Origin of the sequence: Massilia sp. 9I (genome assembly GCF_902506415.1) — a bacterium.
GTDB lineage: Bacteria > Pseudomonadota > Gammaproteobacteria > Burkholderiales > Burkholderiaceae_D > Telluria.
Window position 1 is genome coordinate 761,429 of the sequence record NZ_LR733275.1, and the last position, 12,041, is coordinate 773,469.

Consider the following 12,041-nt stretch of genomic DNA (forward strand, 5'->3'; position numbering starts at 1 on the left):
CCGGGTATCAGGCTCCGATACCCGGCGCCTCATGCCTTAGAAGTAGGACAGGCCGAGCGCCTTTTTCACTTCGTCCGTGGTCTGTGCCGCCACTTCGCGCGCCTTCATGGTGCCTTCCTTGAGGATCTGCAGCACCTGGCCACGGTCCTTGGCGAACTCTTCGCGGCGGGCGCGGATCGGCGCCAGCATGTCCTGCAGGATGCCTTCCAGGCGCTTCTTGACCACGCTGTCGCCCAGGCCGCCACGGGTGTAGTGGGCCTTCATTTCTTCCAGGCCGGCCTTGTCGGTATCGAAGGCGTCGAGGTAGATGAAGGCGACGTTGCCCTCCAGGTGGCCCGGGTCCGACACCTTCAGGTGCAGCGGGTCGGTATAGACCTGCTTGACCGCGGCGCGGATCTCGTCGGCGCTGGCGCCCAGGTTGATGGTGTTGCCGAGCGACTTGCTCATCTTGGCGCGGCCGTCGATGCCCGGCAGGCGGCCCACTTCCGGCACGATCGCCTTGCACTCGACCAGGATGTCCTTGTCGCCGCCATAGGTACGGTTGAACTTGCGCACGATCTCGTTGCACTGCTCGATCATCGGGATCTGGTCCTCGCCCACCGGCACCACGCTGGCCTTGAAGGCGGTGATGTCGGCGGCCTGGCTGGCCGGGTAGGTCAGGAAGCCGGCCGGGATGTCGCGCTCGAAGCCGCGCTGGATGATTTCCTGCTTCACGGTCGGGTTGCGTTCCAGGCGCGCTACCGTCACCAGGTTCAGGTAGTAGAAGGTCAGCTCGGTCAGTTCCGGGATTTGTGACTGGATCAGGATGGTGGTGCGGGCCGGATCGATGCCTACCGCAAGGTAATCGAGCGCCACTTCCACGACGTTCCGGTGTACCTTACCAATGTCATCCATGTTGTCGGTCAGCGCCTGGGCATCTGCCAGCATGACGAACTGGCGGTAGCTGTCCTGGTAGGCAACGCGATTGCGCAGGCTGCCCACGAAGTGGCCGAGATGCAGCGGACCGGTCGGACGGTCGCCGGTGAGGATGATGGGTGCGGTGTTGTTTGGGGTCGTGGAGCTCATCGGGTTTCCTTGTTAGTGCCCCGATCCCTGCCGCGCTAGATGTGAAAACGCCACCCGGATCGAGGCGGCGTCAGTCGAAATGCAGATCATTCCTGTGGCCGCTTGCTAGGAGCGGCGCCACCAGGTCAACAAAAGATGATGTGCTTTCGGAAAATTCATGGACCGCATGGTTGCAGGTTGGCGCAAGGATGTCAACCGCTTCGGGTCCCATGGCCTGCGGGCCGGCTCCCCTTTCGACACTTTATTACCTGGGAAGCCAAGCCGTAGGGAAATTGTTGCTAGAAAACTAATATTGGTGAAACTGATGAATCCACAAAAGAGCACGAACAGCCAAATCCGCCCGCTGGAACTCTGGGGCGGCCTCGAATGCACGGTCAACCGTGTCCGCGACGAGTACTTCAGCCAGCTGGAACGCAACGGCCACCACGGCCGCGCCTGCGACATCCAGCGTTTCGCGTCCACCGGCATCCGCGCAATCCGCTATCCCGTGCTATGGGAACGCACCGCCCCGGACGGCATCGCCAAGGCCGACTGGAGCTGGTCCGACGAGCGCCTGAATGCCCTGCGCGAAGCGAATGTCACCCCGATCGCCGGCCTGGTCCACCACGGCAGCGGTCCGCGCGACACCAGCCTGGTCGACCCACAATTCCCCGAGCGCCTGGCCGAGTACGCCGGCGCCGTCGCTGCCCGCTATCCGTGGCTCGAGTACTACACCCCGGTCAACGAACCCTGCACCACCGCCCGCTTCGCCGGCCTGTACGGCGTGTGGTATCCGCACGGCCGCGACGACCGCACCTTCATCGAAGCGCTGCTGGTGCAGTGCCGCGCGGTGGTGCTGTCGATGCGCGCGATCCGCGCCGTCAATCCGGACGCCAAGCTGGTCCAGACCGACGACCTCGGCAAGACCTACAGCACCCTGGAACTCAGCCATGTGGCCGAGTTCTACAACGAGCGCCGCTGGCTGGCCTGGGACCTGCTGTGCGGCATGGTCGATGAGAAGCACAAGCTGTGGAAGTACCTGACCAAGACCGGCATCCCTGCCGAAGAATTCCTGTGGTTCCGCGAGAACCCCTGCCCGCCCGACATCATCGGCGTCAACTACTACGTCACCTCCGAGCGCTGGCTGGATCACCGCCCCGAGCGCTTTCCGGAACACCACCGCGGCATGGCCGACGGCGTCCCCTGCGCCGACATCGAAGCCTCGCGCGTGCTGGCCACGCCGACCCCGGGCATCGCCCCGCTGCTGTCGGAAATCTGGGACCGCTACGGCATCCCGCTGGCAATCACCGAAGCCCACATCGACGCCAACCGCGAAGACCAGCTGCGCTGGCTGCTCGAGATCTGGGAAGCGGCCCAGCAGTCGCAGCAGAACGGCGTCGACGTGCGCGCCGTGACGGTATGGTCGCTGCTCGGCTCCTTCGACTGGAACAGCCTGGTGACGCAAAATCGGGGCTACTACGAGCCGGGGCCGTTCGACGTGCGCTCCCCTACCCCGCGCCCGACCGCGCTGGCGCGCATGATGAAGGAGCTGTCCTCCGGCGCGCCTCTGTCGCACCCGGTGCTGCGCGGCCAGGGCTGGTGGCGCCGTGCCGGCCGCTTCCTGTGCCACCCGCCGGTGGCCACGCCGGCGGCCCTGACCTCGATCTCAGCAGATGGCCACCGCCTGGTCGGCACTGCTGCCTCCCCGATCCTGATCCTGGGCGCGACCGGCACCCTGGGCCGCGCTTTTGCCCGCGTCTGCCGCAAGCGCAACCTGTCCTACCGCCTGCTGTCGCGCAAGGACATGGACATCGCCGATGCCGCTTCGGTCGAACGTGCCCTCGCCCAGTACCAGCCGTGGGCCGTGATCAACACCTGCGGCTATGTGCGCGTGGACGACGCGGAGAACGACGTCGAGCGCTGCATGCGCGAGAACACCGCGGGCGCTGCGATCCTGGCCGCGGCCTGCGCGCGCCATGGCGTGCACCTGACCACCTTCTCGAGCGACCTGGTCTTCGACGGCAAGCAAGACCGTCCGTATGTGGAATCGGACCCGGTGGCGCCATTGAACGTCTACGGCCGCAGCAAGGCCGAAGCCGAAGTGGCGGTACTGGACGAGAACACGGACGCCCTGGTGGTGCGTACGAGCGCCTTCTTCGGTCCGTGGGACCAGTACAACTTCGTTACCGTGGCACTGAATGCATTGGAACGCGGCGAGCCGTTTGTCGCCTCGAACGACCTGACCATCACGGCGACCTACGTGCCGGACCTGGTGCACGCCTGCCTGGACCTGGCGATCGACCGCGAGGCCGGCATCTGGCACCTGTCGAACGGCGGCGAACTGACCTGGGCAGAACTGGCATTGAAAGCGGCAGAGCGGGCGGGCGTGGATGCGAGCCGGCTGGAGACGCGTTCGATCGCCTATCCGGCGGCGCGCCCCGCCTACTGCGCCTTGACAAGCGAGCGCGGCATCCTGCTGCCGCGCCTCGATCAGGCGCTCGACCGCTATCTGGAGCTGCGCAACGTCGACGATCCGGAGATCGAAGAGCTCCAGCACACCGCCGAAAGCCGCCAGCCGGTGGCCAGCGGGCATCGGCAGCAGGAAGAGACGCCGCCGGAGGCGGTGCAGGCGGGGAATTGCTGATGGCGCTGTAAAGGCAACTTGGGCGAAGTGATGCCTGTGGCATCACTTCGGCCTATGCCGGGACGACGTTGGTTAGGTAATCGGCAACGCACCCACTTCCGCTACCTTCAAAACCGTCATCCCGGCGAAGGCCGGGATCCAATTCCGTCGATCCGACACCAGCCCACGCTACAATCCCGGGCAAACAACCACCCGGACGCCCCACCGTGCAAGAGCAACACGCATTTCCCTTCCTGCGGGAGATCCTGCTTTTCCTGATCCTCTCCGGCATCCTGATCCCCACCCTGCAGCGCCTGCGCATCAACCAGGTGATCGGCTTCCTAGCCGTCGGCACCCTGGTCGGCCCCTTCGGCCTGGGCCTGCTGGCGGAAGACCTTCCCTGGCTCGCCTTCCTTACCTTCCCGCGCGACGATGGCATCTCGATGCTGGCCGAAATCGGCGTGCTGTTCCTGATGTTCATGATCGGCCTCGAACTCTCGGCGGCCCGCCTGTGGGCCATGCGGCGCTGGGTCTTCGGCGCCGGCACTGCGCAGGTGCTGATCACCGCCGCCCTGATCGGCGGCGCCCTGATTCTGTACGGCCTCGATACGCAGGCCTCGGTCATCCTCGGCCTGGTGCTGTCGCTGTCCTCCACCGCCGTGGTCATGCAGCTGCTGGCCCAGCAGCAGGCCACCGGCAGCCGCCTCGGCCAGGCCGCCTTCGCCATCCTGATGCTGCAGGACCTGGCCGTGGTGCCAATCCTGCTCCTGATCGGCGCGCTGGGAAGTGGCGCAGGCGATGGCGTCGCCATGCTGGCCATCACGACTTTAGCCAAGGCAGCCATCGCCATAGCCCTGATCTACCTGGTCGGCGGACGCGTGGTCCACAAACTGTTCCGCTCCTTCGCCGAGCACCGCCAGCCGGACGTCTTCATGGCCCTGATCCTGCTCAGCACCTTCGGCATCGCAGGCCTGTCCGCCGCGGCCGGCCTGTCGATGGCGCTGGGCGCAATGATCGCCGGCCTGCTGCTGGCCGAGACCGAGTTCAAGCACGAAGTCGAACTGATGGTCGAACCCTTCAAGGGCCTGCTCATGGGCCTGTTCTTCATGTCCGTCGGGATGAGCATCGACACGCGCCAGATCCTGGAAGCGCCCCTGCTGCTGGGCGCCGCGCTGGCGGGGCTGGTGCTGATCAAGGCCGTCGTGGTGGCGCTCTTGACGCGCATCGGCGGCCTGCCCTGGGGCCGCGCCGTCGAGGGCGGCCTGCTGCTCGGCCAGGGCGGCGAATTCGCTTTCGTGGCGATCGGCTACGCCATCACCTCGAAGGTGCTGGACCCAAGCCTGGGCGCCCGCGTGATGCTGGTGGTGGGCCTGTCGCTGTTCATCACGCCCCTGCTGGCGCGCCTCGGCCGCGCCATCGGCGAGCGCCACGAACACGCGGCGTTGCAACAGGCCGCGGCAGCCGACGACCAGGAACTGGCGTCGGCGCGCGGACGCGTCATCATCGCCGGTTTCGGCCGCGTGGGGCAGCAGCTGGCCAAGCTGCTGGGCGAGCAGAACATCCCCTTCGTCGCCTTCGAATGCAACGCCAAGCTGGTTTCAAAACTGCACGCCGAAGGCAAGCCAGTCTACTTCGGCAACGCCTCGCGCCCCGAGCTGCTGCGCCGGGTGCATGCCGACGAGGCGCCTGCCATCGTCCTGACCATGGACCATCCGGCGTCTGCGCTGCAAGCAGTACGCGGCATCCGCCGCGAATACCCGCACGCGCGCCTGTTCGTGCGCTCGCGCGACGAGAAGCACGCGCGCGCCCTGCGCCAGGCCGGCGCCAGCGTGGTGGTGCCGGAGACGCTGGAAGCCAGCCTGCAGCTGTCGGCCTTCGTTCTGGAGTCGATGGGGCTGGACGAGCGCCTGGTCGACGGCATCGTCGACCACGAGCGCGACCTGTTTGCGGCAAAGCTGCTGGAGCCCGAAGCGGACCTGGCGAAAAGCCGTTAGGACCAGTTCTTATCCGGCTGCATATTCAGCCGATAGGCCGCATCGATCACGTCCTGCAGTTCAACCGGATCGCTGAACGGATCCACGTCCAGTTCCGTGACCCGGTTCAGTTCCTTCTGCCAGCGCCGCAGTTCGTCGACGTATGGCTGGTGCGGCACCCGCCTCAAGACGCCGTTTTCCTCGGCGATGTCGCAGATGCCGTTGTTCACCCATTCGCCGGTATGCCAGTCGGGCATGTCGATGCCGGGAAACAGGCAGACGCCCTGCAGGTCCATGCCGCGCCGGACGGCCGCCAGCGACTCGCCCATGACGTCGCGCAGCCAGTCGGCGCGGCCGTGACCGAGGCCGCTGGTTTCGCCGATGATCATCGGCCGGCGATAGCGCTGCCAGACCGTGTCCAGCATGTCGCACAGTGGCGCGATGCGGTCGTCACCCGGCGCCAGTGGCGCATGCGGCCCCTGCTCGCGGTATTCCATCTGGCCGAAGGAGTAATTGTTGGCGCCGACGATATCGAGGATCTCGGGTGAGCCGCCGAACTCGGGGTGCTCGCGCCCGGCAATGATGTCCCAGGCCAGGAAGGTGTCGGACTCGGTTTCATGGCGCGCGGCCTCGACCTGGTCGGGTCGGTCACGCGGCGCTACCACCCGCACCAGCGGATCGATGTGTACCATGCGCGCTTGCGGGTCGACTTCGCGGATCGCCTTCACGCCGGCGATCGCTGCCCGGCACAGCGCCACGCGCAGGCGCATCCGGTCGTCGCGGCTGCAGCGGTAGGGCGCGGCCCAGCCCCATTCGCCGGCGCAGTAAGAGAAAAAGGTGATCTCGTTGATCGGCGTGAAGAAGTGCGGGCCACGGACCTTCGGGATCACATATTCGGCGGCGGCGCGGCAATAGGTGGCGAAGCGCTCCACGAAAGCATCCGAAAATGGGTCGAGATCTTCCGGATAGCCGTAGTGGCACAGATCCCAGATCGGCAGGACCTGCGAGGCATTCATGGCCTCGATAAACGGATCGAGGATCGAGAAGTCGCAGCAGCCATTGCGGTCGACCATCGGCCAGGGAATGCCTTCGCGGGCGACGGCGATTCCCAGCCGGTTGAGGATCCGGTAGTCCTCGGCGGCGTGGCGATCGTGTCCGGTCTCCGCGACCAGGTTACGCCGCACACGCTCTTCGCCCCAGAGAAAATTGGAGCATTCGAAGCCGGACAGGAAGAAGGTGGGGAAGATCCCCGGGCGTTGTGCCATGCTGTCCCCCTTTGGGTGCTCGCCTGGATCATCCAGGCAAAGGAATAGCATGCCACGGGTTCGCCCGGCCGAGCGCCCTATTCGAACAGTTCCGCGGACGCGAGCGGCACGTCGTCGTCACCGAGGCCGCCGATCACCAGGACCTTGCCGTTCGATAGCGTCGTCGCCGTGTGTTCCGTGCGCGCCCGTGCCATCACCGGGCCGGCGCTCGCATTGCGCGCAACGGGCGCATACAGCTCGGTGCTGGACGAGGCCTTTCCGTCGGTCGTGATGCCGCCGGCAACCAGCACGCGGCCATCGGACAGCGGCGCCGCCGCATGCGAGAGCCGCGGCTGCAGCAGTTGACCGCCGTCCTTGAACGCGATGCCGCCGCCTGCGACCAGCGCGATCTTCGCGTAGAGGGTGCCGTCGTCCGGACTCACGCCGCCGATGACGGCAAAGTCGCCGCTGGCGGTACGCACGACGGCCGTGCCGTACCGCGGGGCGGCGTCGTGCGCGGGAAGCGCCGCCGTGCTGGTCGCCAGGGCCGACACGTCGAACAGCTCCGGCTGCGCCGCGTGATTGGCCAGCGTCGCGCCGCCATAGATCACGACCGTGTTCGGCGTCACCGGCAGGGCCGCATGCCCGAACCTGTCTCTCGCCAGGGTCAGCGGCAGCCGGGTGAACTGGTCGGTGGCCGGATCGAACAGGTCGGCCGTGCTGGCCGCCGCATTCGCGGCGCTGCTCACGCCACCGATGAACAAGACCCGTCCGTCCGCCAGCAAGGTGGCGCTGTGCAGGCTGCGGGAGTGCAGCGGCTGCGTCGCGGTGGCGCGCGAGATTCCCGTGGCCGGATTGAAGCGTTCGGCGATAGGGCTGCCCGTCAGCGAGCGGGCGCCGCCGACAATCAGCACCGTGCCGTCGGCGAGGACGGTGGCGGTGTGGCCCACGCGCCCGGTCAGCAGCGTACCGGCCTGGCTGAAGGTGTTCGCCTGCACGTCATAGGACATGACGGCGACCGGATACGTGGCGCCCAGGTCCCGTCCCCCGAGCACCAGCACTTTGCCATTCGGTAGTTCGACGCTCCGGTGCTGGCCGCGGGCAAAGGCCATCGCCACCGGCGTGAAACGCTCGCGGTAACTCAGCTTCAGCGCCAGCTCGCGACTCACCTGGGCCTGGCCGGCAGTAACGACCAGGCGCAGGGTGGTATCTCCCTTCAGGGGCCCCAGCTGCAGCGGTACCCCGCTGGTCACAGGAATCGCACCCGGTTCGATGCGGCCGGCGCCACCGCTGAAGGTGGCGGTCACGCTGACGCTATCGCCGACGAAATGGCTGGCCTTGTCGCTGACGAAGGCGTCGATTTTCGGTGCGGCGGGCGCTGGACCTGGCGCGTCAGTGGACCCTCCGCCGCCGCAGCCTGCGGCAGTCGCGGTGAAGAGGAGCGCGCCAAGCGCACGCAGCGAATCTCGTCGTTTCATGGAAGCTGTCTCGTGTACGTCATGTCAATACGCCGAGTCTAGCCAGACGACCTCATACAACTTGCGCGAAATTGTCGTGCAAATGAAGGAAAGATGTACCGATTTGTGCGATCAGCCCAGCACGCGCCGCGCTGCCTGACACCCCCACCAGGCGGCTTCCTCGAAGACCGAGAGACTGGAGAGGTCCGCATGCGCGAACAGGAGCGGACCGTCCGCATCGCGCAAGGCCGCGAGGCCGGCATTGCTGCGAAAGCCTGGCCGCGGCACCGCCATCGCATGCGCACGCAGGGTGATGTCCACACGTTCGACGCAAGGTGCGAAGGCCCAGCCATAGGCTTGCTTCAGGTCGCTGCCCGCCAGCTCCAGCAACGCCTCGGGGCTGGCCGACTGCAGCCAGCGCCGCGCTTCCAGGGGCGTGCGGCTGGAAAGCGCCGTGTAGGCGGTGAACACGGTCTTCTCGGGCGGGCGCGAGCGGATGTCCTGGTGCGTCGAGACGACGTAGCCGAGCCCCCTGCCCCCATAGACCACGTTGTCCCAGGCCAGCTGGCCATCGGGAAGCTCGCGCGGGAAGTCGCGCATCAGGAAGTTCGACACCATCCAGGGCGCATAGTCCGGCAGGTGCTTGTCCGGATCGAAGCCGTAACGCTCGATGCCGTCGACCACCCGGCTGGCGACGAACAGGGGCATGGCGCAGATCGCGCGGCGGGCGCGCACGAGGAAGGTGTTTGGCTTGCCCTGCTTCAGCGTGAAGCACAGCGCCTCGACCTTGCCGTCGACTTCGCGCACGGAAGCCGCGGTTCCCGCCCGGCGCCGCGGTCCGGCCTTTGCCGCCAGTGCTTCCGCCAGCGGTGACAGCCCGCCGGGCCAGGTCAGCAGCGCATTCTCGTCCGCATTCGCGGCCTGGCCCCAGCGGCCTGCGAAATAATGGATGCCGGCCCAGGCGGAGACGCGCTCGATGCCGGCGCCGTAGTCATCGCGGCAGCAGTAGTCGAGGTACCAGCGCAGCGTGGCGGAGCGGTAGCCCTGCTCGCCAAGCCAGTGTGCGAAGCTGAGGCCGTCCAATGCCGTGAATTCAGGATCGCTGGAGGACAGCGCCAACGGGAAGACAAAGGCGCGCCGGCCATCGCCACCTCGCAGGTGGCGCATGTTCGCCATGGCGTCGAAGAAGCGTTTGTGCTCGGCCGCATCCACCGCGTCGGCGGGAACCAGGCCCTCGTGCCAGACGCCGTCGCGCAGCAAGCGTTCTTCCGGCCCGTGCAGGATGAAGCGCTCGTCGTAGTACGGCTTGTCCTGGTCGGCGCCGCGCAGCAGGATGCCGAGGTCGGCCAGCATCTCGCGCACGTGGCTGGATTCCGGTCCCGGCAGCGGCAGGTAATGTGCGCCCGTCGGGCAGGCCAGGTCGCCGTAGCGGCTGCCGGCGGCGTTCCCAAAGGCCTCCGGCCCGTCGAGCAGGAGAAAGTCCTCGTGCCCCAGCTTCCCGAGCTTCCATGCGGCGCTCAGGCCCGCGATGCCGGAACCGAGGATGAGGACGTCGGTGTCGATGGCCGACGATGGCGGCGGCAGTTGCCCGCGGTCGCGCAGGAAGTGGCCCTCTGCACGGCCCGGCGTGTGCACCGAGGGCGTCACCTCCTGCCAGCGATAGAAGCCGGCCGCCGTCGCCAGCCCGGCAGCCCCGGCGCCGGCCGCGCTGAGCAGGAAGGAACGGCGGTCCATCAGCGGATCACCTGGCGCCAGTCTTCCTCGAACTCGCGCACCAGCGACTGAGTGTCAAGGCGGTTCGGCGCCATGGGGCGGCGCGGCATGTCGGGCGGGAAGTCGAACATGGCGCGCGTGGTTTCGCCGTTCAGGTAACGCATCGGCAGGCGGTAGCTGGTGGGCGGCACAAAGCGGCCCTGGGGTGAGGCCATGATGAAGCCCCACTCGCCGAAGGACGGCACATACAGGTGGTACGGCCAGGTCTGCAAGCCCACTTCACGCAGCGTCGCTTCGATGGTCCAGTAAGCATTCGGCGCAAAGAACGGCGACGTCGACTGCACCGCGATCAAGCCATTCGCCGCCAGATGCTTGCGCAGCATGCCGTAGAACGGCACCGAATACAGCTTGCCGAGGGCGAAGCTGGACGGATCGGGGAAGTCGACGATGGCCACGTCGTACATGCCCGCTTCCTTCTGCAGCCAGATACCGGCATCAGCGTTGATCACCTTGACCCGCTTGTCCTTGAGGGATCCTTGGTTGAGCTTCACCAGTTCGGGACGGGTCGCAAAGGCATGCGTCATGGCCGGGTCGAGGTCGACCAGGGTCACTTCTTCCACCTGCGGATAGCGCAGGATCTCGCGTAGCGCCAGGCCGTCGCCGCCGCCCATCACCAAGACCCGTTTCGCCCAGGGCAGCGCCTGCATCGCCGGGTGCACCAGGGCTTCGTGATAGCGGTATTCGTCGCGCGAGGAGAATTGCAGGTTGCCGTTGATGTACAGGCGCAGGTCGTCCTTCCAGCGCGTGATCACCAGGCGCTGGTAGGGCGTGGTGGTCGAGTAGACGACGTCGTCACCGAAGAGGCCATGCTCGCCCCACTCCACCATGCGGTCCGAGAAGCCGAAGCCCAGCACCAGCGTAAACAGCACCACGCAGGCGCGGATCGCCTTGCCGCGCAGGCGATCCAGCTCGGCGCGGAACACGTACAAGGTCCACATCGCGACGCCCACGTTGAGCATCCCGAACAGGAAGCCGGTACGCACCAGGCCGAGGTGCGGCGCCAGCACCAGCGGGAACAGCAGCGACACGGCCAGCGCGCCAAGGTAGTCGAAGGTCAGCACGCGGCTGACGATCTCGGCGAATTCGGTGCGGCGCTCGTTCAGCGCGCGCATCACCAGCGGCACTTCCATGCCGACCATCGCCCCGATCAGGAACACGGTCACGTACAGTACCATGCGGAAGGGCGCGCCCATCCAGGTGAAGGTCATGAACAGCGTCGCCGCCGAGAGCCCGCCGATCAGGCCGACCGCCAGCTCGATGTCGATGAAGCGCGACAGCACGTCTTCGTCGCGCACGTATTTCGAGAAGTGCGCCCCCACCCCCATGGCGAACAGATAGCAGCCGATGATGGTGGAAAACTGGAGGACGGAGTCGCCCAGCAGGTAGCTGGACAATGCACCAGCAATAAGTTCGTAAGCGAGTCCGCAGGAAGCGACAACGAATACCGAAAGGATCAGAATTTTTTTGGTCATTGAACAACTTTTGTTCTAAGATCGCTGTGCTGCAACCCGATTATTTTCTCTGGAGAATGTTGTGCCCGCCATCCTAAACTATGTGCTCCATCTTGCGACGGCGATCGCGCTGGTTCTGGCATTTTTTGTGGTGTACACGCGGGTCACGCCTTATGACGAAGTGCTGCTCATCCGCCAGGGGAACTGCGCCGCCGCGGTGTCGCTGGGTGGCACCCTGCTCGGCTTTTCGGTGACGATCGCCTCGGCGCTGATGCACACCGACGACTACTACGAATTCTGCGGCTGGGCCGCGCTGGCCATGCTCATCCAGGTACTGGTGTTCGTGATCGCCACCCGCCTCTTGCGCATGTCGAAGGACCAGATCGAACACAACAACCTGGGCTTCGGCACCCTGCTCGGCGCCATCTCGCTGTCGATCGGCCTGATCAACGCGGGCAGCATCTCCTGACTTCACC

The 12,041-nt window shown here is 66.3% G+C and carries 8 protein-coding genes; 3 read left to right on the plus strand and 5 right to left on the minus strand.

All coding sequences use genetic code 11. The features are described 5' to 3' along the window. Window positions 1-36: 36 nt before the first annotated feature. Window positions 37-1,065, minus strand: coding sequence for a tryptophan--tRNA ligase (gene trpS / locus GV068_RS03465; RefSeq protein WP_159696012.1), 1,029 nt, complete (start codon window positions 1,063-1,065; stop codon window positions 37-39). A gap of 304 nt (window positions 1,066-1,369) precedes the next feature. Between trpS and GV068_RS03470 the strand changes: the two genes are divergently transcribed. Further along, window positions 1,370-3,688 carry a family 1 glycosylhydrolase gene (locus GV068_RS03470; RefSeq protein WP_159696013.1) on the plus strand — a complete coding sequence of 773 codons (2,319 nt, stop codon included), beginning with the start codon at window positions 1,370-1,372 and terminating at the stop codon, window positions 3,686-3,688. A 206-nt stretch (window positions 3,689-3,894) separates the two neighbouring features. Next, the gene (locus tag GV068_RS03475) at window positions 3,895-5,661 is read left to right on the plus strand and encodes a cation:proton antiporter (RefSeq protein WP_159696014.1); all 1,767 of its coding nucleotides are present in this window, start codon (window positions 3,895-3,897) and stop codon (window positions 5,659-5,661) included. On the opposite strand, the gene GV068_RS03480 is transcribed toward GV068_RS03475, so the two are convergent. The 4 genes from GV068_RS03480 to GV068_RS03495 all read right to left on the minus strand — a co-directional run bounded on the left by GV068_RS03480 (window position 5,658) and on the right by GV068_RS03495 (window position 11,586). Next, entirely contained in the window at window positions 5,658-6,905 is a 1,248-nt protein-coding gene (locus tag GV068_RS03480; protein WP_229463648.1) for a b-glycosidase, read from the minus strand. The genes GV068_RS03475 and GV068_RS03480 overlap by 4 nt on opposite strands. 77 nt (window positions 6,906-6,982) lie before the next feature. Next, entirely contained in the window at window positions 6,983-8,362 is a 1,380-nt protein-coding gene (locus GV068_RS03485) for a kelch repeat-containing protein (protein ID WP_159696015.1), read from the minus strand. A 111-nt stretch (window positions 8,363-8,473) separates the two neighbouring features. Then, entirely contained in the window at window positions 8,474-10,075 is a 1,602-nt protein-coding gene (locus GV068_RS03490) for an NAD(P)/FAD-dependent oxidoreductase (RefSeq protein WP_159696016.1), read from the minus strand. Beyond that, on the minus strand, window positions 10,075-11,586 hold the full coding sequence (locus tag GV068_RS03495) for a polyamine aminopropyltransferase (protein ID WP_159696017.1): 1,512 nt from the start codon (window positions 11,584-11,586) through the stop codon (window positions 10,075-10,077). Before GV068_RS03495 ends, GV068_RS03490 begins: the two co-directional genes overlap by 1 nt. Before the next feature lie 61 nt (window positions 11,587-11,647). On the opposite strand from GV068_RS03495, the gene GV068_RS03500 reads away from it, so the two are divergent. Beyond that, on the plus strand, window positions 11,648-12,034 hold the full coding sequence (locus GV068_RS03500; protein ID WP_159696018.1) for a DUF350 domain-containing protein: 387 nt from the start codon (window positions 11,648-11,650) through the stop codon (window positions 12,032-12,034). Window positions 12,035-12,041 lie beyond the last annotated feature (7 nt).